Source organism: Arthrobacter sp. SLBN-53 (assembly GCF_006715585.1).
GTDB lineage: Bacteria > Actinomycetota > Actinomycetes > Mycobacteriales > Mycobacteriaceae > Mycobacterium > Mycobacterium neoaurum_A.
Map to the genome: position 1 here is coordinate 523,508 of NZ_VFNN01000001.1, position 19,218 is coordinate 542,725.

The window sequence follows — 19,218 nt, forward strand, 5'->3', positions numbered from 1 at the left end:
TTCCTCAGATCAGAAAGCTCAGGGTGGGGATCGGCTTGTCGGCGTCGACGAGCTGGACCAGCTTGTAGGACAACTTCAGTTCCGCGCCGTCACGGCGCAGCCGATAGGTGGTCCGGCCGCCCCAGATGTGATTACCGCGCGGCCGGGACTCCACGACCAGGAAGTTGGCACCGACCTCGAGATCGACACCGCCGTGCGCATTGGCCCGGCCACCGAGCAGTTCGATGTTGGAGATCAGGCGACGCAGATGCGACGGTGGCGCCTGGGCATAGCGGCGCCCGGTGCGAACCTGCTTGAGCCGGGTCGAGATCCGGCTGCGATTGTCGAAGATGATCGACATCTGCCGGGACGGGTCGCTGGCCACGGTATCGGCGGGCACCCAGTACAGCGCGTCGTCGGTCCACAGGGCTTCCCACGCGTCGTAGTCGTTCTCGTCGGCGTGCCGGGCCTCGCGGTAGATGAACTGCTCGACCGCGGCACGGTCGAAGCCGTCGGGCACCGCCAGCAAGTCCTTGCCCTGATTCACGGACGTCGTCACGGCTAGTTCCTCTCCATCAACGTCTTGTAATGCGACCAGAAACCGCGCATACCGGTTTCGTCGGTGTTGGTGCCGATGGTGAAGCCGTTCTCGTCGACCCGCTCCCGGTTCATTCCCCGCCGCACGTCGAGCCACTCCGGACTCAGCGCCGCGATGCCCTCCTGATTGCGTTCGTACATCTCGGTATCGTCGGCCAGCAGCATGCCTGCCGGTCCGACAGATCCGATGCACTGGGACACCATGCGCCGGTTCAGTTCCGGTGCGCCGGCCAACTGGACCGCGGTGGCGTACTGGACACATTCGTCGACGGAGACGGGCTGGATGTTGAACACCTGGATCTCAGCGATGAACAGGTTCGGGAAGATCATCACGTGCGGCGCGCCCTCGATCAGGATCCGTTCGGCATCCGCACCGTGGGTGGCCCGCATCGCCGCGACGTAGTCGGGCACCCGTGACTCGGTGGTGCCGAACCACCGCATGGGCTGGGCATACTTGCGGAACTCCGGGCGCAGGTCGTTCTCGCTGTGCCCGTTGCCGAGATCGCGTGTCACCGCGGTCGACGAATCGCTGTAGAGCGGACCGATGGTGCTGCCGGTCACCCCGAAGATGGACCCGTGCACGAACTGCGGGTGATAGCCGTCGGTTTCGTTCTCGGCGAGCAACTTCCAGTTGGCACGCGCCTTGTGCTGCAGCCAGCCGGCGGTCAGCTCGACGCGGCCCTGTGGAGACAACCGGGTCAGCCGGTCGATCTCACCGGCGGCGGCTCCGAGGTGTTCGATCAGGGACGGGCCGTCGGGCGCGAAGCTGCCGAAGACGAAGCCGCCGTAGGAGTCCACCCGGGGGACCCGGCCCATCGCCAGGTCGAGCTTGCGGCCACCGTAGCCCTTGAAGAACGGGAATCCGATCAGGTCGCCGTCATTGCGGAAGGTCCAGCCGTGGTACGGGCACCGGAAGGTGCTCGAGTTGCCCTTGGCGTCGTCACATACCTGGTTGCCGCGGTGCGCACACCGGTTGAGCAGCAGATGGATCTGGCCATCGCGGTCGCGGGTCATGATGACGTCCTGCGGACCGAGCTTCTTGCGCACATAGTCGTTGGGCTGTGCCACTTCGCTCTCGTGACCGACGAAAACCCATGTCCGATACCAGATCTTCTCCAACTCCTCGGCGAAGATCGACGGATCGGTGTAGAGGCTGCCGTGCACCTTCTCCGGCCGGATCAGGCGCTCGTACCGGCTGGCTGTCCCCGCGCCGGCGTCGACGACAGATGTCGTGGGAGGTGTCATTGGTGGGCTCCTTGCCGAGATCCGAACGATGGGCGTCGCTTCTGTGCGAACGCGGCGATACCTTCTGCGAAGTCCGCACTGCCGAAAAGCCTTGCCTGGTGCGCGGCCTCATGGTCGAGGACCTCGACAGGCGGCAGGGTGGGCGCAACGGCCAACAGTTCCTTGATCACACCGTAGGCCTGCGCGGGACCGGCGGCCAGCCGTTGCGCGTCTGCGCGCGCTGCGGCCAGCGCCGCGCCGGGATCGGCGAGGGCATCGACCAGGCCCCAATGCAGTGCGGTATCGGCGGTGAAAGGCTCGGGCATCAGCAGCATTTGCCGAGCCCGGGCGACACCGACCCGTCGCGGTAACGAGGCATAGGCGCCCATGTCACCGGCCAACCCGACATTGGTGAAGGTGGTGGCAAATCGCGCATCACGGGCGGCGATCACCCGGTCGCATGCGGCCGCCAGCGCCGCACCGGCACCGAAGGCGGCACCCTCCACCGCGGCGATGACGGGTTTCGGGGTGTTCCAGATCGCCCGGATGACACGCTGGGCCATCTGAGCCCGCTCCATGGCCTCGGTCTCGGACATGAGCTTCATCGTGGAGATGTCACCGCCGGAGCAGAACGTGCTGCCCGCACCGGTCAACACGATCACCCGCACCTGCGGGTCGGCATCGGCGGCCTCCAGCGCGTCGGCGAGCTCCAGTCGCAACGGGATGTCGATGGCATTGCGCACCTCGGGCCTGTTGAGGGTCAGGACGCGCACGGCGCCGTCGTCTTCGACGAGGACGTTCATCGTCCGACGAACTTCGGTGTGCGGCGCTCGATGACGGCGCGTAGCCCCTCGAGAGCGTCCGCGGTCCCTGACAACTCGGACACGGTGCGTGATTCCTCGGGAAGACGCTCCTCGATGGAGGCGCCCACCCCCGACCACACGAGGCGCTTGGTGGCAGAGAGCGCGAGGGTGGGCATCGCGGCCAGCTCGGCGGCGATCGCATCGGTGCGGGTGACCAACTCGTCGTCGGCAACCACCTCGGTGATCAGACCGATATCGGCGGCTTCCTGGGCGCTCAGCGTCGGATTGGTCAACAGGATGCGCAGGGCCTGGCGCAACCCGACCAGTTGGGCCAGCGTCACCGACGAACCGCCGTCGGGGGCCATACCGACCCGCACCGCACCGGAGAAGAACTTCGCCGAGCGAGCGGCGACAACGATATCGGATGCGCACACCAGCCCGAGGCCGCCACCTCCGGCGGCGAATCCCTGTACCGCGGTGACCACCGGTACCCGGAGTTGGAACAGGGCGGCGGTGGCCAGCTGCAACCAGGCCGTCGCCTCGCGCAGGTAATCCGGCAGCGCCTCCCCCTTGGACTCGAAGGTGTGCACGTCACCGCCGGCGCAGAAGTTGCGTCCCGCACCCGAGAGCAGCACCACCTTGACGGCCGGATCGGCGTGGCAGGCCAGCACCTCGGCGTGCAGCGCCTTGAGTGTGTCGACGTTCAGGCCGTTGGCGATGTGCGGGCTGTTGAGTTGTAGCCGGGCGATACCGTCGGCGCCCACCTCCCGCAACACCGGGGCAGTACTGGTCTCGCTCATGTGGTCTCCCTGTTCTTGAACGCCGACACACCGGCCTGTCCGGCCGATCCGCTCAGTCGTGCGACGACGGCATCGGTTTCGTGGCGATTGGCGGTGGCGAGATCGGTGTCCAACCCCGCCACGACGAGCTCCTTGATGGCGGTCAGGGCCGAGCGGTCCCGGCCCGCGAGCCGGGCGGCGAAGGCCTGCACCGAATCGTGGAACACCTCGGGTGCGAAGGCCCGGTAGGCGAGCCCGATCCGCACCGCATCGATCCCGCTGAACTTGTCACCGGAGAGCAGCAATCCCAGGGCCTGCTGGCGACCGAGAATGCGCGGCAGCCGTGCGGTGCTGCCCCCGCCGGGGATCATGCCGAAGTTGACGTGGTTGTCCGCAATCCGCGCCTGCTCGCAGACCAGCACGATATCGGCGGCCTGCATCAGTTCGAATCCGCCGGCCATCGCGACACCGTCCACCGCGGCCACCACCGGGACCGGCAGTCCGGCGATGACATCGCAGGCATCCTTGAACGTGGTGAACAGCGTGCGCAACGCATCGGGCCCGTCTGCCCGAAGCCGCTGCACCTCGTCGAAATCGCCTCCGGCGCAGAAATTTCCACCCGAACCACGAATGATCACGGCATGCACGTCCGTGCGCTGCCCCAGACCGGTCAATGCGGCGCCCAGCGCCCGCGCCAAGGCCACGTTGACGGCGTTCATCCGGTCGGGGCGGTTCAGCGTGATCCAGCCGATGTGCTCGCGGACCTCGACGAGCACCTCGGCATCGTTCACTTCGGAATCGTTGACTCCGGGATCGTCTACTTCGGCAGCACCGTATGCGTTCACATGTATCTCCCGCCGCCGACCTCGATCACCGTGCCGGTGATGTAGCTGGACAGGCTCGAGCCGAGGAAGACCACCGCCCCGGCCACCTCACCGGGTTCGCCGGCCCGTTTCATCGGGACGTCGGCCTCGCGCTGGGCGAACACCTCCGGCGGCATGGCCGCGGTCATGGGCGTACGGATGAGCCCGGGTTGGATGGCGTTGACCCGCACGTTGTGGTGGGCAACTTCCTTTGCCGCGGCTTTGGTCAGACCGACGATGCCCGCCTTCGCGGCGCTGTAGTTGGTCTGACCGGGATTTCCCGATTTCCCGGACAGCGAGGAGATGTTGACGATGCTGCCGGACTTCTGTTCCCGCATCACCGCCGAGGCTTCCCGGATACCGAGCCAGGTGCCGCGCAGGTGCACGGTGATGACGGCGTCGAAGTCGGACACCTGCATCTTCTTCAGCGAGGCGTCACGGGTTATCCCGGCGTTGTTGACGAAGATGTCGAGTCGGCCGTGGTGGTCGACCGTGCCGGACACCAGGTCGCGCACGGCATCCTCGGAGGTGACATCGCAGGCGACGCCGCGGCAGTCGCCGACAGGTCCGGCCACCGCGGTGGCCGCCCGCGCGGCCGCGGTCTCGTCGAGGTCGGCGAACACCACCCGGGCACCGTGCTCGTACAACGTTCGCCCGATCTCCAACCCGATACCCTGCGCGGCACCGGTCACCACGGCGACCTTGTCCTGGAGCAGTCTTTCCACCCGGAATCTCCCATCGCACGAGGCATAGACAAATCTAACCGAAATTTCTAATCTAGGTTAAATCAATTGGTCGGACGGTTTCAACCATGGGGCCACCGAGAAGGGATCGACATGGATCTGGGACTGTCGGGGGCTCGCGTCGTCATCACCGGAGGCGCGTCCAACATCGGGCGCGGCATCGTGCATGAATTCGCCGCCGAAGGTGCACGCATCGTGCTCAACGACATCGACGCGCCGCAGGCCGACAAGGTCCGGGCCGAAGCGCTGGAGCGCGGTGCCGCCGAAGTAGAGCTCGCCATCGAAGACCTGACAGTCGACGGTGCCGCCGAACGCACCGTCGAAGCGGCGGTCTCGCAGTGGGGCGGCGTCGACGTCCTGGTCAACAATGCCGGGTGGAGTGTGCCCGGCTTCGTCGCCAGCGATACCGACCGGCAAAAATGGCAGCGCACCATCGAGATCAACTTCTTCAGCGCCGTGGCCGCCACCCAGGCCGCCATCGCGGCCATGAAGGATGCCGGAGGCGGTTCGATCGTCTTCATCTCCAGCGACGCCGCCTTCGGCCAGATCCGCCAAGGCATCTACGGCGCGTCGAAAGCGGCCATGGTCGCCTTCGCGCGCACCACGGCGCGTGAACACGGCCGCCACGGAATCAGGTCGAACATCGTGTGTCCGGGCCTGGTGATGCCGGAGGGCCCCGAGGCGGTCGGGGCCGCCAGCCTCTGGGCGGTCGGCCAGGACGAGGTGTTCAACCCCAAGCAGATCGACTTCATGCTCAAGGACACCCCGATGCGTCGACTGACCACCGCCGAAGATGTCGCGCGCGCGGTGTTGTGGTTCGCCTCCCCTACTGCTGCCCGGCAGGTCACGGGCCAGATGATCTCCGTCAGCGGCGGATACACGATGCCGTGAGCACGCGTGTGGGCGATGCTAGGTGCCGCTGAACTCAGCGGCACCTAGCATCGCCCTCGCCGGTACGGATCACCGTGCCGGTGGCACCAACATCGACTGCCACGACTGCGGCTTCCCGCCGCCCGCCAGATTGGCCTGGGTGTAGCGCTTACCGTCCGGCCCGAGATAGCTGCCCGTCGCCGGGTCGTACTCGGCGACCGCGATGGGCGGCGCCACCGTCGGCGGCGCGGCCGCGGGAGCAGCCGGCGGCGCGCTCTCACCGGGCCGAATCTGCGGAATCGGCTGGCCGGACAACGTGGCGTTGGGATCGCCCTTCCAGTTGAACCCGTCGTTGAGAGGAACGTAGTTCTCGTCGCTCTCGCACATCTTGACCGTCGGCGCCCGCTTCCCCGGCCGTGTCGCACACGGCAGGTTGCGCGCACCGCGCACGTTGAACATGGAGTCCTGCGGGATGCGGCAGTACAGGTCCCCCGCGGGGCGGTCCGGGTAGTCGGTCAGGCTCGTCGGCCGTGCCTGATTCGGTGGTAGGTAACCGGTCAGGCATGGTGGTGGGAGGTTGAGGTTGAGGTTGAAGCTCAGAAACGCGCCCTTGTAATCGGGTTTGGTATCGCGATTGGTGACACCCGCGCCCTGCACCACTTCCACCGCCGACGGTGCCAGCACCAGCAGCTGCTCGAGATGCGGCTGATAGGTGACCGCCACATCGCCGAGGGTGACCAGGTTCGCCAACACCACCGGCAGGGTCGGCTGGACCCGGTCGAACAGCTGCCGGACCTCGTCGGCGGCGCGCGGACCCACGTCGAGGATGCCGGTGACCGACTTGTCCTCACGCTTGAGCTGTTCGGTCACCGAGGCCATGTTGGAGGCCCACGCCTCGATCGAATCGGCGGTGGCCGATTGGGAGTCCAGGATGGGTTTGGAGTTGTCGATCAGGTTCGTCAGTGCGTCGAGATTCTCACGCGCGTCGATGGCCAGCGTGGTCGAGCCCTTGACCAGGCGGGCCAGATCTGGACCCAAACCACCTACCGCCGTGGCTGATTCGTCGACCACCGTCTGAAGGTTGTCGCCGGGGATGACCTCCAACCCCTTGTTCGTCGCCGCAAGCAGATCACTGATGTCCGGTGGTACCGAGGTGCGGTCCAGCGGTATCACCGCCCCCTCGGCGAGGCGGCCGCTGTCACTGTCGGGGATCAGTGAGACGTATTGCTCGCCGATGGAGGAGGCACTGTGAACCTCTGCCGTGACGTCGGAAGGGATCTCGACGTCGGACTTGAGCGACAGCTCGGCCACCACACCGGACCGGGTGAGATCCACCCGCGCCACTCTGCCCACGTTCGTTCCGCGGTAGGTGACGTTGGCGTTCTCGTAGAGTCCCGCGGCAACCGGCAACTGGACGGTCACCTTGTAGTGGTTGTACCCGAACAACAGGTTCGGTAGGCCCATGTAGTTGAAGATCATCACGGCACCACCGACGAGGGTGATCACCGCGAAGAACGCGAGCTGGGTGATGACTCTTCTGCTGAGTACCATCTAGGGCCCCTGATTCAGGTGGTACGGGATGATCAACGGATTGACCGCGGTGTACGGGCTGGGCAGCTGACCGATCGTGCGACCCCACTGCATCTCCAGCTCGGTGAGTTCACCCTCGAATCGGGTGCCGGTGAAGAATGACGAGTCGATACGACTCAGCGTCAGATCGATGATCGCGGTCAGGTTCGCGTAATCGCCGCGGAACCATTTGTCCAGCGTCTCCTGGGCGAACGGATACACCGAGAAGAAGCTCAACGACCGAGTGAGCGCGGGCCCGGAATCGGCTAGTGATTTCACCACCGGGGCAAGATCTTTGAGCTCTGCCACCAGAGCCTCTTTGGTTTGGTTGCTCGAATCCGCGGCAAGGGCGCTGAACTTGCCGAGCTGATCGAGTGCCTCGGTGAGGGTCTCCCGCTCATCCCGCAGGACGCTGAGCGCCTCGGGGATGGTGTCCAGTGCCCGGTCGACGACCGGATCCTGTGCGGCGAAGTCGCCGACAAGGTTGTTCAGACTGTCGGTGGCGCTGATGATCTCGTCGGTTTGGCGGTCGGTATTGGCGATGAACCTGTCCACCTCGGTGATGAGACTGCGCAGGTCGTTCTCACGCCCGGCGAAGGCGGTGCTCAACGCCGTGGTGATGTCCTGGATCTGACCGACGCCGCCACCGTTGAGTAACAGCGACACCGCCGCCAGTGTCTGCTCGGTCGACGGATACGCGCCACCGGAGGCCAGTTGGATCACCGAGCCGTCGTGCAGTCGCCCCTCGGGGGCCTCGTTGACCGGTGGAGCGAGCTCGATGTGCAGTGACCCCAACAGGCTGGTCTGCCCGATGGTCGCCGTCGCATTGGCCGGTAGCACGACATTGCCGTCGAGTGCCATGGTCAGCACCGCATGCCAATCCTGGCGCTCGATCTTGGTCACCGTGCCGACGTTGACGTCACCGACGCGCACCCGCGAGTTCTGCTGGACGTTGTTCACATCCGGCAGCTCCGCACGGATGGTGAACGATCCGGGGCCGTCACCGGCGGTGCCGGGCATCGGCAATGAGTTCAGACCGCGCCAGTCGCTGCAACCGGTCAGCAATGCCATGGCGGTCACCGCGCAACCGACCAACACCAGGGCACCTCGGCGGCCGGTCATGAACCTGCTCCCGGTGGCAGCATCATCCCGGTGAGGCCCGCTGTGGGATCGGTCTGCTGGGCCTCGGCGGGCAGCGGCGGTGCCGCATTCGCAGCCGGTGCGGGCGCACCTGCGGCCGGCGCCGGAGCTGGCGCGGGAGCCGGTGGCACGTAATCGGGTCGCATCCAATCCTCGCTGTAGGTCACCTCATTGGGCCGTGCGACCGCTCCGACGAGCGGATTGCCGCCGATCGGGAAGAAGTTCATCTGGCGGTTCTTCACGATCGGTGCCAGGTACTGCACGCACAGCTTCGAGGACTGCTCGGCACCCAACCGGGAGGCCGCCTGGATGGCTCCGCACAGGAAGCTGATCGGATCGCTGAAGTTGTTGGTCGACAGGGCGCCGCTGAGCGTGCCCTGGGCCGGTTGGTAGATGTTGATGAAGTTCTGCAGCACCGTCGGCGACATGTGCAGCAGTTGTTTGATGTCGTCGACGCTGTCGGTCAGCGCCTGCGACACCGAGGCCAGCTTGTCCGAGGTGGTACCCAAGGTCTCCTTGTTGGCGGCCACGAATGTCGCCACCGTTTTGGATACCTCGCTGACACTGGCTGCCGCAGAGCTGATCTCGTCGGGATCATCGGCCAGGGCCCATGTCACCGAGGCGAGATTGCCGTTGAGCTGCGACATCACATCCGAGCTGTCCTGCAGAGCCGACACCAGCAGCGACAGATTGCGCAGGGTGCTGAACAGGTCGGTGCTGTGGTCACCCAGCGCCGAAGTCGCCTTGGACAGTTTGATCAACGTGTCACGGATGTTCTTGCCCTGTCCCCGCAGGTTGTCGGCGGCGGTGTTGACCAGCGAACCCAGCGTGCTCACTCCCCCGGGTTCGGTGGGCTGCAGCATCTCGGTGAATCGCTGCAGCTGGACCCGCACCTCGTCCCACTCGACCGGCACCGCGGTGCGCTCCATGGGGATCACGGCGTCCGCGGGCAGGGTGGGACCGCCGGTGTAGGCGGGTGTCAGCTGGATGGCGCGAGCGGTCACCAGCGACGGCGCCAGGATGACCGCCTTGACGTCGGCAGGCACCGCGTACGTGTCGTCGATCCAGAAGCTCACCTTGGCACGGTCGGGTTCGGCATCGATGCGCTCGATCTCGCCGACCGGCACGCCGAGGATACGGATCTCGTCACCGACGAACAGACCGTTGGTGTTGTCGAAATACGCGGTGAATGCGGTCCTGGCGATGTTGGTGGTCGTCCGCACGATCGCGACGACCCCGACGGTCAATACCGCGGCCAGCAGCAGCGCCAACCAGATTCGAATACGCGGCCGCGTCACTGTCCGTTACCTCCTGGCTCAGCCGGGGAACCGTCGGGTGCGACCTCGCCGGGTGCGCGCTCCAGAACGGGCGATGGGGTCGGTTCGGGAACAGACTGTTGGGCCGCCGGACCCGGCGCAGGCGGGCCGGGAGGCGGCCCACCGGGTGCCGGTTGCGGTCCGGGATCCCGGTAGGGATAGCAGCCCGGCCCGGGTAGCGGGATACCCGGTGGCCCGCATTGGCTGTCACCGGGATTGCCGGTGATGGCATCGGGAATCGTCAGGCGCGGCTCGCCACCCTGACCGGTGCGCGGGAACGGCACGGGCAATGCGGGCAGGCCGGGCTGGCCGACCTGTGGATCCGTGCGCTGCGACGGTGCGAGCACGTTCGGATCCAGGCCGAGGTCGGAGAAAGCGGCATTGATGAACGGTTGAAGATACTGACCGGGAAGAAGATTGGACAAGTAGGCCTTGAAGAAGGGCCCCGAGGACACCGACTCACCCAGCGAGAAGACGTAGGTGGTCAGACCCTTGATGGATTGCTGGACTTCCGATTTCCGGTTCTCCACGATCGCCAGCGCACCATTGAGCTTGTCCAGCGCCGGCTTGAGCGTGTCGGTGTTGTCGGCGACGAAGCCGTTGATCTGCGCCGACAGCGCCGTGATGTTGTTCGAGATCTGGTCGAGTGCGGCACTCTGTTCGCCGAGAGCAACCAGCAGCTCGTTCGAGTCGCGGACGAGCTGGACGATCTTGTCGCTGCGCTCGCCGAGGACGGTGGTGGCCTTGTTCGCGTTGGCCAGCAACCGGCGAAGTTGTTCGTCGCGGCGGTTGAGGGTGTCGGAGAACCGCGCGACACCGTCGACGGCGACCCGCAGATCATCCGGGGTGTCCCGGAAGGTCTCGGCCAGGGTGGACAACGAGGTCGAGAGCTGATCGGTGTTCAGCCCGCTGATCTGAGCGGTGATGTCCCCGATCGCGTCGGGCAGCTGATAGGCCGATGTGGTGCGCTCCAACGGGATGACACCGTCCTGGTCACCGTCCCCGCGCGGGGTGATGTCGAGAATCTTGGACCCCAACAGACTCTTGGTCTTGACCGCGGCTTCGGTGCGATCACCGAGCTGCACGTCGTCGTCCACGCTGAACCGCACGAGCACGCGCGGCCCGTCCAGCGAGATACTCTGCACCTTGCCGACCTGAAAGCCCGAAACCTGCACTGCAGCACCACTTGTCAAGCCACCGGCCTCGGCGAAGTATGCCCCGTAGGTCTTCTGTGCGGACACCAGCGGCAGCTTGTCGTAGTTGAGCACCCCGAGGCTGATCGCGCCCACCGTCACGACGCCGATCAACCCGATGACCGCGGGGTTGCGCTCTTGGAAGGGTTTCATTTCGGCGTGCACCTACCGGTGTCCTGGCCTGCCAGTTTCACATACACCGGTTGACCGCCCTTACCGTTGAGTTTCAGCACGAGATCGCAGATGTAGAAGGAGAAGTAGTCGCCGTTGAGCCCCTGCCGACCCAGGATCCGGTAGGACTGCGGCAGCGTGGCGAGCAGATTGTCCACGTAGTCGTGGTCGGCGACGACGATGCCTGCGGCGCGGTCGGTCTGCGCGACCGTCTCCTTCAGCGGCGGCCGGGCCTGTGCGAGTAGATCGGCGATACTGGCCGCGGACTCGTTGGTATAGGCCACCGCGGCACTCAGGTCGCCCTTGCGTTCTTTGAGGGTGTGCACGATCTCCGACAATGAGTCGACGGCGGTACCGAACTTGTCCTTCTGGTCGCCGAGCGAACCGAGCACGGTGTTGAGATTGGTGATGACCTGGCCGACGAGCTCATCGCGGTCGGCGAGGGTGTTGGTCAACGCGGCGGTGTTGGAGAGGAACGAGGCGACCGTCGCGCCTTGGCCCTGCAGCGCCGAGAGCAGTTGACCGCTCAGCGCGTTCACCTGGTCGGGATCCAACGCCCGGAACAGTGGCCGGAAGCCACCGATGAGTGCGTCCAAGTCCAGAGCGGGCGTGGTGCGCGAAACGGGAATGGTGGCACCGGGGGCCAGTCGCTGCACCGCGCCGGCTCCTTCCTCCAGCGCGAGATACCGGCCGCCGATGACATTGTCGTAGCGGATGGCCGCCCGGCTGCCTTCGGTCAGCACCACCGAGTCGTCGGCGCTGAACTCCACGGTGACGGTGCTGTCGCCGTTGAGCCGGATGTCACCAACCTTGCCCACTTCGACACCGGCGATCCGGACGAAGTTGCCGGTTTCCAGTCCCGTCACGTTGGTGAACACCGCACGGAATGAGCGGGCTTCGCCGAATCTGAATTGGGCGAAAACGGTGAGCAGCGCGAACATTCCGAACAGCGCGACCACGATGAACACGGCAAGCCGCCAGGCGGCGCCTGACAAGTTGTCCTTCATCTCGTCTGCCTCTCGATACTAGGTCGTGTCAAGGTCGGGCTGGTTCACGGCGCCGGCGGCTGGCCGGTGATCCCCGGCGGAATCGGCGCCGGCGGCACGCCGGGATACAGCGGGGTTCCGCCGGGTCCGTACTGCGGTGCCCCGTAGGGCGGAGCACCGGGATATGGAATCGGCCCCGGTGCCGGGCCGCCCGGGTAGCGGATGCTGGGTGGTTCCGGAACGGCGCGGGTCACCGGGAAGTAGTTGGCCCAGCCGGGGAATCCGATGCCGGGGTTTGGCCTGTTGTCCAGGCCGGTACCCCACCCGGTGTTGGCGATCAGGGTGCGCACAGGCCAGTTCTTGGCCACATCGGGTAGCGAGCCGCAGCCGGGCTTACCGCCAGGCCCACCCTTGGCGCCATTGATCGGCAGATTCTGCGGATACCGATAGGGATCGTCTCCCAACAACAGCGCCGCGTCCACGATCAGCGATTTGCCGTTCGCGCCGCCGGTGTAATCGGCCTGCCCGAGATCGATGGCCTTCTTGCCACCGACGAGAAGGCAGGTCAGCGACGGGTTGTACTTGTTGAACAGCGCCGCCGTCGGCCGCAGCGTGTTGATGGCCCGCACCAGACTGTCCTTGTTCGGCCCCAACACCGCCGTTCCGCTCTGGGACAGCCCGATCACGTTGAGCAGCAACGAATCCAGTTCACGAGCTCGGTCGACCACGGTATCGCTCGTCGTGCTCGCGGCATCGAGTACGCGCAGGATGTCCGGTGCCGCCGCGGCGTAGGCGTCGTTGAAGTTCTTGAACGCCCGCCAGTCCTCCCCGATGGTCTCGGTGCGCTGGTTGAGCGCGATCAGCACCTCGTTCGCCGCCGTCGTCGCCTCCCCCATGCGGGGCCCTTGGCCGCGCACACCCTCGGCGATCGCCGAGAAGACCGTGTTCAGCTTGGCGGGATCGATCTTGTGGATGACACCGACGAGGTTCTGGAAGACGGTGTTCACCTCGGTGCTGACGTTCTGTGACTGCAGGACGGCGCCCGCGGCGAGTACCTGTCCGGAGGGGTCCTTCGGGTAGATCAGGTCTACGTACTTGGCGCCGAACACCGTGGTCGAGGCGATCCTGGCCTGCACGTTGGAAGGCAAATAGGCAATCTTGTCGGGATCGAGCTCCAGTTTCAGGCTGACCGGATCGCTGCCGCCGGTGACCGCACCCACGTGGCCGACCTGCACCCCACGCAGCTTGACCTTGGCGCCGACCTCCATGACCAGACCGGCGCGATCGGAGCTCAGCGTCACCGGCACATAGCTTTTGAACGAACCGGTGAACAGGAAGCCGGTGAGGGCCACCGCTGCGATGACGAACACGATGAGAAACGCCGTCCACCAGTCAGGGTGGATGAGAGGTTCGCCCGCCTTACGCGCCATCGCTCAGCCCGCCAGGTTGAAGTTGCCGGACTGTCCGTAGATGGACAGCGTGACCAAGAGCGTGACGCACACGGCGACCACCAGGGATGTGCGCGTTGCGCGTCCGACCGCCTCACCCACTCCGGCGGGCCCACCGCCTGCGGTGAAGCCGTAGTAGGTGTGCACCAACATGATGACCACCGCGGTCACCACCGCTTGGACGAACGACCAGATGAGGTCGGTGGGGATGAGGAATGTCCGGAAGTAGTGGTCGTACACGCCGGTGGACTGGCCATAGATGACCGTCGTCCCGAACCGTGCTGCCAGGAAGGACATGATGACCGCGACGCAGTACAGCGGGATGACCACGATGACGCCGGCCAACACGCGGCTGGATGCCAGGTAGGCCAGCGAGCGGACACCCATGACCTCCAGGGCGTCGATCTCTTCGTTGATACGCATCGCGCCGAGCTGGGCGGTGGCGCCGGCACCGATGGTGGCCGCCATGGCGATCGCCGCGGTGAGCGGCGCGATCAGCCGCACATTGAAGTAGGCGGAGGCGAACCCGGTGAGTGCCTCGACTCCGACCTGGGCGAACTGGTTGTAGCCCTGCACGGCGACCAGCGCACCGGTGGAGATGGTCAGGAATCCGACGATGACGACCGTGCCGCCGATCACCGCGAGGGCTCCGGTGCCCAGACTCATCGCGGCAATCAACCGCACCAGCTCGGTCTTGTAATGCACGAGGACATCGACCGCGGAGGCCAGCGTCCGACCGTAGAACTGCGTCTGCTCACCGATGCGGGTCCACCCGGCATGCCAGTTCTTCGTTGACCGAGCGAGTCGGGGAAACTGCTGCCGCACGGACATTTTGATGCTCATAGATTCACCTTGATTCCCACTGCGGTCATGAAGATGTTGATGAGGAAGAGCGCCAGGAAGGAGAACACCACGGTCTCGTTGACGGCGTTGCCGACACCGGCTGGGCCGCCGCTGACCGTGGTGCCCATATAGCAGGCGATCAGTCCCGCCGTCATACCGAACAGGGTTGCCTTGATCAGCGACACCACCACGTCGCCCACGCCGGTGACCAGTGTCAGGCCGGCGACAAAGGCTCCCGGAGTGACGTTTTGGAAGAACACCGAGAAAACGAAGCCACCCGCCAGGCCCACCAGGATCACCAGCGAGGCCAGCAGCAGGGCGACCACCGTCGCGGCCAGAACTCGCGGAACCACGAGCGCCTGAATGGGGTTGATGCCCATGACGCGCTGTGCATCGAGTTCTTCTCTGATGGTGCGGGCTCCGAGGTCTGCACACATCGCGGTCGCCCCCGCGCCTGCCACAACCAGCACGGTGACGATCGGACCGATCTGGGTGACCGCTCCCAACGCGGCACCGGTCCCGGAGAAGTCCGCTGCACCGAACTCGGCAAGCAGAACGTTGAAGGTGAACACCGTCAACACCGTGAAGGGAATCGACAGCATCAGCGTGGGCAACAACGACACTCGCGCCACGAACCAGGTCTGCAGCACGAACTCACGCCAGGCGAACGGTGGGCTGAAGACGGCCAGAGCCGTGTCCATCGAGAAAGCGAAGAACCCTCCGATCCCGCGCAGGGGTCGAGACGATGCCAGCGTCTTGAGTATCAAGATCGCGCTCCGGTCCGCGCAACACGCAGCACGTCGCCTGCCGGTTGCACACCGGCTACCCACGCATGGCCGATCGCGGCTGCGCAATTCGAGTCAAGGTGTCGCCACATAGCTGTCGTCCTCTGTTGTGGCAGGCAGTACCGCCGGCACTCCGATATGAGCAGGGTCACAGAACGCGCTAGACACTACGTCTAAACGTTCCGCCTAGTCAATCTGTCGAATAGGGCCGCCGAAAATTTGCCAGCATCCCCAGACGCCGATGTCACGCACACATCGCCGAACACGCGCCCACACTCCGCGCCGTGACGCGGCCCACAAATTTAATCATGATTAAGCACAGCGATCAACACCCCTTGCGGATGCCGGGAAACAATGTGTCGCAAACCCGCAGTGCATCGGTGACGTGGGAATTTTGACGTTATCGTAAAACCGAGCCCACGCTGCAGATCTTCGAATCAACAGTAGATTCTGTCGCGGATCCGTCGTCACCGGGTCACGTCGATCAATCGACCACGAGACACGAGGCAAGGCCCGCAGTCCTTGCGCAGAGTTGCTGGGCGGCCTCAGCGCAGAAGAAGTCGACTCCCATGGTCGGTGCGATCGAGAGCTGGGCGAACCCCTCCCACCCGACACCCGATCTCGGAGAAGCTTGCGGCATCAACCACGGCAAGCCGGGACCGCCTGACCTGACCGCCGAATCCGCACCCATCCGCCGGCTTCACAACCATCTCAATTTTTGAATATGCGATAAATTTTAGATGCACTCGGGTACTGTCGGTTCCGCCGGTGCGGCCGGAGCTGATGACCGGATGAACCTGACCTCATCCGACGATGCCCACGGGCACACCGACCGCAGCACACCCCGCCGACCTTCGAATTGGTGATAAGAGATGACAGCAGCACTGCCACACCCCACCGACGCCGACTACGCCGAAGCGTATGGCCGCGCCTGGACCCAGGATCCCGAGCTGCTGTGCACCTTCTTCGCCGCCGACGGCACCTACACCGATGTCGCGATGCGCGGCACCTATCAGGGCCGCACCGGCATCCAACGTTTCCATCGCTGGATGCTGACATTCTCCCCCGATTCGTTGATCGTCTTCACCGAACCCGCCGTGGCCGACGGTCGCGCCTACTTCGAATGGACCTGGAGTGGATCCATCACCGGGCCTCTTCGCTTGCCGAGCGGCGGTTCGATCGATGCAGCAGGTAAGCAGTTTTCGGCGACCGGCATCGCCGCGTGCCGCTATGACGATCAGGGCCTGCTGACCAGCCACCGCGACTTCTGGGATGTCGGCCTGCTCGTCGACCAGCTCGGCGACACCCTGGTTCCCCGCGGCGCCCAGTAGGCGCCGGTCAGAACATCAAAGCGCTGAATCGCCAGTCCAACACCTGGCGGTCATCGGCGCCCTCGGCGCCCACCGCGAACACCAGCGACCGCAGATCCAGCACGCCACCGCCGGCCGGCAGCGGCGATACCCGTTCGATATGCAGATCGCTGTACACGGTGTCGCCCTCGTACACCGGGCCGGTGTGGTCGCAGGACTGCCAGCCCGTGACGGTTGCCAGGTTGGGCATGACCCGGGTGGCCTGGGCGAGGGCGAGCCCGATGGTATGCCCGCCGTACACCAGACGCCGTCCCCCGACTCGCCAATCATGATGCGTGGCAGCGATGTTGAGGCTCAGTCGGGCGAGCTCGGGGGCCGAGCTCACGACATCGGCCGAACTGCGGTAGCGGCCGCCGGCCAGCTCCGAGTCGAAGTGCGGGCCGGGCACGCGCGCACGGAAGGCCGCACCGTCCCATGATCCGGCAGGATCGGTGGCCACCTCGTCGGCGCCGATAGTCGTCAGGTCATCGTGATGTCCGGTGTCGACAACCCCGGGTGCCATCGGGAGCATCGCGCACCGATGGAAATCCAGGACCAGCCGGCCATGCTGGTCGGTCGTCGTCATCCGCAGTGCGGCAAGGCCGGTGGGCGGCCGGCCGTCACGGACGGCATTCTGACGAAGCCCCACCACCCGGGTCGTGGTGGACAACGTATCCCCCAGCTTGGGGTAGCTGTGGAACACCAATCCGCGGTAGAAGAGGTTGGCCTTGACGCGACCGGTCACCAGCGTGCTCTGTCCTATGGCGACATCGGTGACCAAGCCGGGGTGCGCCGGCAGCCCGGGTGTTCCGGTCACCGCTTCGGCCAGCTCGACGTCGAGGGCCAGCCGCAGCCGGTCCCCCAGGATCGCCTGGTGCAGCGCGGCCGCACCTTCGGTCAGGGTCATCCTGGGCGCACTGTCGAAGACCTGCCCGACGGTGAGCTCGTCGAAGTACGGCCCCACAACTGAATTCGGTGTCGGCATCGCATCCCTTTCAGATCCACGTCGATACTGGGCCGGCATTCGTGACCGTGGCCGCGCATTTTGAAGTTAGACTAAAATATTGCGGCTATCAATTCGCGACATTGTCGCCTTCGGTGCCATCGGGAGCGTCGCCACGGACCGCCGGCAGGACCAAGCTGTCGACGACCTGGCGCACGAAGCCGGAATCGACGCTCTGGCCGCCGACCACCCGCAGTAACCCCATCGCCACCAGCACGTCGGCCACCAGCGACCAGTCCCGATCCGCGATATCACCGCGTTCGACGGCATGCTGCAGAATCGCGGCCACCACGCGTCGTCCCCGGCGCAGCATCAGGTCGTCCAGTGCGGCCGCCAACTCTGGGTCACGGCTGGACTCCAGCGCCACTCGCAGCACCAGATCGTTGGAGATCAGCTCGTCGTCGTTGCGGGCAACCCGATCGACGATCACGTCGAAGTCACCTTCCAAGCTGCCGGTATCGGGGATATCGTCGGCCAGCAGATCGGGCCGCCAGTAGACAAGCGCATCGGTGATAAGCGCCGCTTTCGACGCCCACCGCCGATAGATCGCGGCCTTACCGACGCCCGCACGGGCGGCGATGTCGTTCATGTTGGTGTCGTTGTAGCCGTTCTCGGTCAGCGCGGCCAACGCGGCATTGAGGATCGCGGGGTCGCGGGACCGGTCGAGTCGACCGGTGGTGCGCTGGCGAAGCTTGGGCTCCATGCCTGCCATTGTCACCGATTCCCCGACCGGCACCTACCGCGGCACCGGCCAGTTCCACACCGACATGTCCGCGGCCGGGTAGCCCGCACACACGTCGGTGGCCTTGGCGACCACGCCCTTGTTGTTGAAGAAGATCTTGGCCCAGTTACCCCACCGGGTGGCGACCTGCTCGTAGTAGATGTTGGTGGCGGTGTCTTCGGAGTATTGCCGCCGCGCCGCCGCATCCAGGGAGTAGAACCAGTGGATCCGGTCCACGGCCATCTGCTGAATCTCCGGCGGACGGTTCGCCTTGTCGATCATGTAACGCTCGAAGTAGATCGGGGAGGTATCGCGCGCGGCCGCCAGATACTGCTCGGCGTCGCAGTGCGTTTCGATCTGCCGATGTGGGATCGGGTAGTCGTCCGTCGCGTCGGCGGACGCCTGCGGCGGCGCGAGCACGCCTGCGGTGCAGGCCGCCGCGGTGATCATCACACCGGCACGCACCATCAGTCGAAATGTGGGGATGTTCATCTGTGATCACCGCTCATCTCCGCCAGTGCGGCATTGTGCTGCGGACAATAGAGGGATAAGGCCGTGCCGAGGAACTGCCATACCTGGCCGGTGTTCACGGTGCGCGCGAGGTTGCGGGCCAGGAATACCGCCGACTCCGAGACACCTGCGTCCACGCCGGTGCTCAGGCGTCGACAGGCGATCTTCGCCAGCCAGGCGTTGTAGTCACGCTGTCCATAGATGCCGAACCCGTGCAGGGTGTTCGCGAAGTCGGTGTCGACATCGGCATGAGCCGGCGTTGCCCAGCCGATACTCATCACGGTGAGCACCGCTGAAACCGCTGCCCCACATCGATTCTTCATGGT

General features: G+C 65.5%; 20 protein-coding genes. 2 read left to right on the plus strand and 18 right to left on the minus strand.

Features of this window, described 5'->3' with window-relative positions; translation table 11 throughout:
- Window positions 1-4 precede the first annotated feature (4 nt).
- Genes FBY28_RS02570 through fabG form a run of 6 tightly spaced genes read right to left on the minus strand, consistent with a single transcriptional unit; the run spans window position 5 to window position 4,970 of the window.
- A complete protein-coding gene (locus FBY28_RS02570; protein ID WP_216847459.1) occupies window positions 5-538 on the minus strand; it encodes an aromatic-ring-hydroxylating dioxygenase subunit beta in 534 nt (177 codons plus the stop codon).
- A gap of 2 nt (window positions 539-540) precedes the next feature.
- Entirely contained in the window at window positions 541-1,821 is a 1,281-nt protein-coding gene (locus FBY28_RS02575) for an aromatic ring-hydroxylating oxygenase subunit alpha (protein WP_019509842.1), read from the minus strand.
- Window positions 1,818-2,603 (minus strand): enoyl-CoA hydratase-related protein, encoded by a 786-nt coding sequence (locus tag FBY28_RS02580; RefSeq protein WP_141864069.1) that lies wholly within the window; start codon window positions 2,601-2,603, stop codon window positions 1,818-1,820. The genes FBY28_RS02575 and FBY28_RS02580 overlap by 4 nt, the downstream gene beginning before the upstream one ends.
- Window positions 2,600-3,403 (minus strand): enoyl-CoA hydratase/isomerase family protein, encoded by an 804-nt coding sequence (locus tag FBY28_RS02585; protein ID WP_019509840.1) that lies wholly within the window; start codon window positions 3,401-3,403, stop codon window positions 2,600-2,602. The genes FBY28_RS02580 and FBY28_RS02585 overlap by 4 nt, the downstream gene beginning before the upstream one ends.
- Window positions 3,400-4,227: an enoyl-CoA hydratase/isomerase family protein gene (locus FBY28_RS02590; RefSeq protein ID WP_216847460.1), complete on the minus strand. Its 828-nt coding sequence runs from the start codon at window positions 4,225-4,227 to the stop codon at window positions 3,400-3,402. The genes FBY28_RS02585 and FBY28_RS02590 overlap by 4 nt, the downstream gene beginning before the upstream one ends.
- Window positions 4,224-4,970, minus strand: coding sequence for a 3-oxoacyl-ACP reductase FabG (fabG, locus tag FBY28_RS02595; protein ID WP_141864071.1), 747 nt, complete (start codon window positions 4,968-4,970; stop codon window positions 4,224-4,226). The genes FBY28_RS02590 and fabG overlap by 4 nt, the downstream gene beginning before the upstream one ends.
- Window positions 4,971-5,081: 111 nt before the next feature.
- Here fabG and FBY28_RS02600 point away from each other — a divergent pair, with 111 nt between their 5' ends.
- Window positions 5,082-5,879, plus strand: a complete 798-nt coding sequence (locus FBY28_RS02600) for an SDR family NAD(P)-dependent oxidoreductase (RefSeq protein ID WP_141864073.1) — start codon at window positions 5,082-5,084, stop codon at window positions 5,877-5,879.
- A gap of 69 nt (window positions 5,880-5,948) precedes the next feature.
- Here the strand turns inward: FBY28_RS02600 and FBY28_RS02605 are convergent, their stop codons facing one another.
- The 8 genes from FBY28_RS02605 to FBY28_RS02640 are packed head-to-tail and all read right to left on the minus strand — an operon-like array spanning window position 5,949 to window position 15,225.
- Window positions 5,949-7,409, minus strand: coding sequence for an MCE family protein (locus tag FBY28_RS02605; protein WP_141864075.1), 1,461 nt, complete (start codon window positions 7,407-7,409; stop codon window positions 5,949-5,951).
- Window positions 7,410-8,549, minus strand: a complete 1,140-nt coding sequence (locus tag FBY28_RS02610; RefSeq protein ID WP_141864077.1) for an MCE family protein — start codon at window positions 8,547-8,549, stop codon at window positions 7,410-7,412.
- Window positions 8,546-9,865, minus strand: coding sequence for an MCE family protein (locus FBY28_RS02615; protein WP_141864079.1), 1,320 nt, complete (start codon window positions 9,863-9,865; stop codon window positions 8,546-8,548). The genes FBY28_RS02610 and FBY28_RS02615 overlap by 4 nt, the downstream gene beginning before the upstream one ends.
- Window positions 9,862-11,229, minus strand: coding sequence for an MCE family protein (locus FBY28_RS02620; protein WP_141864081.1), 1,368 nt, complete (start codon window positions 11,227-11,229; stop codon window positions 9,862-9,864). The genes FBY28_RS02615 and FBY28_RS02620 overlap by 4 nt, the downstream gene beginning before the upstream one ends.
- Window positions 11,226-12,254 (minus strand): MCE family protein, encoded by a 1,029-nt coding sequence (locus FBY28_RS02625; RefSeq protein ID WP_019509832.1) that lies wholly within the window; start codon window positions 12,252-12,254, stop codon window positions 11,226-11,228. Before FBY28_RS02625 ends, FBY28_RS02620 begins: the two co-directional genes overlap by 4 nt.
- Window positions 12,255-12,298: 44 nt before the next feature.
- Window positions 12,299-13,663 (minus strand): MCE family protein, encoded by a 1,365-nt coding sequence (locus tag FBY28_RS02630; RefSeq protein ID WP_141864083.1) that lies wholly within the window; start codon window positions 13,661-13,663, stop codon window positions 12,299-12,301.
- Between the two features lie 3 nt (window positions 13,664-13,666).
- Entirely contained in the window at window positions 13,667-14,524 is an 858-nt protein-coding gene (locus tag FBY28_RS02635; RefSeq protein WP_019509830.1) for an ABC transporter permease, read from the minus strand.
- The gene (locus FBY28_RS02640; protein WP_019509829.1) at window positions 14,521-15,225 is read right to left on the minus strand and encodes an MlaE family ABC transporter permease; all 705 of its coding nucleotides are present in this window, start codon (window positions 15,223-15,225) and stop codon (window positions 14,521-14,523) included. The genes FBY28_RS02635 and FBY28_RS02640 overlap by 4 nt, the downstream gene beginning before the upstream one ends.
- Before the next feature lie 956 nt (window positions 15,226-16,181).
- Here FBY28_RS02640 and FBY28_RS02645 point away from each other — a divergent pair.
- Window positions 16,182-16,640 carry a nuclear transport factor 2 family protein gene (locus FBY28_RS02645; RefSeq protein WP_141864085.1) on the plus strand — a complete coding sequence of 153 codons (459 nt, stop codon included), beginning with the start codon at window positions 16,182-16,184 and terminating at the stop codon, window positions 16,638-16,640.
- Window positions 16,641-16,647: 7 nt separating this feature from the next.
- Here the strand turns inward: FBY28_RS02645 and FBY28_RS02650 are convergent, their stop codons facing one another.
- The 4 genes from FBY28_RS02650 to FBY28_RS02665 form a co-directional block, all read right to left on the minus strand.
- On the minus strand, window positions 16,648-17,643 hold the full coding sequence (locus tag FBY28_RS02650) for a MaoC family dehydratase (RefSeq protein ID WP_141864087.1): 996 nt from the start codon (window positions 17,641-17,643) through the stop codon (window positions 16,648-16,650).
- Window positions 17,644-17,731: 88 nt separating this feature from the next.
- Complete coding sequence (locus FBY28_RS02655; protein ID WP_216847461.1) at window positions 17,732-18,364, minus strand: TetR/AcrR family transcriptional regulator; 633 nt, start codon at window positions 18,362-18,364, stop codon at window positions 17,732-17,734.
- Between the two features lie 33 nt (window positions 18,365-18,397).
- The gene (locus tag FBY28_RS02660; protein ID WP_286177673.1) at window positions 18,398-18,874 is read right to left on the minus strand and encodes a DUF5078 domain-containing protein; all 477 of its coding nucleotides are present in this window, start codon (window positions 18,872-18,874) and stop codon (window positions 18,398-18,400) included.
- Window positions 18,871-19,215, minus strand: coding sequence for a DUF732 domain-containing protein (locus FBY28_RS02665; RefSeq protein ID WP_174241522.1), 345 nt, complete (start codon window positions 19,213-19,215; stop codon window positions 18,871-18,873). The genes FBY28_RS02660 and FBY28_RS02665 overlap by 4 nt, the downstream gene beginning before the upstream one ends.
- Between the last annotated feature and the right edge of the window lie 3 nt (window positions 19,216-19,218).

What these genes read in the sequence shown, in the direction of transcription:
- FBY28_RS02640 (WP_019509829.1), bottom strand. Translation starts at nt 15,225, where the DNA reads ATGGACACGGCTCTGGCCGTCTTCAGCCCACCGTTCGCCTGGCGTGAG.
- FBY28_RS02575 (WP_019509842.1), bottom strand. Translation starts at nt 1,821, where the DNA reads ATGACACCTCCCACGACATCTGTCGTCGACGCCGGCGCGGGGACAGCC.
- FBY28_RS02600 (WP_141864073.1), top strand. Translation starts at nt 5,082, where the DNA reads ATGGATCTGGGACTGTCGGGGGCTCGCGTCGTCATCACCGGAGGCGCG.
- FBY28_RS02610 (WP_141864077.1), bottom strand. Translation starts at nt 8,549, where the DNA reads ATGACCGGCCGCCGAGGTGCCCTGGTGTTGGTCGGTTGCGCGGTGACC.
- FBY28_RS02660 (WP_286177673.1), bottom strand. Translation starts at nt 18,874, where the DNA reads ATGAACATCCCCACATTTCGACTGATGGTGCGTGCCGGTGTGATGATC.
- FBY28_RS02635 (WP_019509830.1), bottom strand. Translation starts at nt 14,524, where the DNA reads ATGAGCATCAAAATGTCCGTGCGGCAGCAGTTTCCCCGACTCGCTCGG.
- FBY28_RS02620 (WP_141864081.1), bottom strand. Translation starts at nt 11,229, where the DNA reads ATGAAACCCTTCCAAGAGCGCAACCCCGCGGTCATCGGGTTGATCGGC.
- FBY28_RS02630 (WP_141864083.1), bottom strand. Translation starts at nt 13,663, where the DNA reads ATGGCGCGTAAGGCGGGCGAACCTCTCATCCACCCTGACTGGTGGACG.
- FBY28_RS02625 (WP_019509832.1), bottom strand. Translation starts at nt 12,254, where the DNA reads ATGAAGGACAACTTGTCAGGCGCCGCCTGGCGGCTTGCCGTGTTCATC.
- FBY28_RS02655 (WP_216847461.1), bottom strand. Translation starts at nt 18,364, where the DNA reads ATGGAGCCCAAGCTTCGCCAGCGCACCACCGGTCGACTCGACCGGTCC.
- FBY28_RS02665 (WP_174241522.1), bottom strand. Translation starts at nt 19,215, where the DNA reads ATGAAGAATCGATGTGGGGCAGCGGTTTCAGCGGTGCTCACCGTGATG.
- FBY28_RS02645 (WP_141864085.1), top strand. Translation starts at nt 16,182, where the DNA reads ATGACAGCAGCACTGCCACACCCCACCGACGCCGACTACGCCGAAGCG.
- FBY28_RS02605 (WP_141864075.1), bottom strand. Translation starts at nt 7,409, where the DNA reads ATGGTACTCAGCAGAAGAGTCATCACCCAGCTCGCGTTCTTCGCGGTG.
- FBY28_RS02580 (WP_141864069.1), bottom strand. Translation starts at nt 2,603, where the DNA reads ATGAACGTCCTCGTCGAAGACGACGGCGCCGTGCGCGTCCTGACCCTC.
- FBY28_RS02585 (WP_019509840.1), bottom strand. Translation starts at nt 3,403, where the DNA reads ATGAGCGAGACCAGTACTGCCCCGGTGTTGCGGGAGGTGGGCGCCGAC.
- FBY28_RS02650 (WP_141864087.1), bottom strand. Translation starts at nt 17,643, where the DNA reads ATGCCGACACCGAATTCAGTTGTGGGGCCGTACTTCGACGAGCTCACC.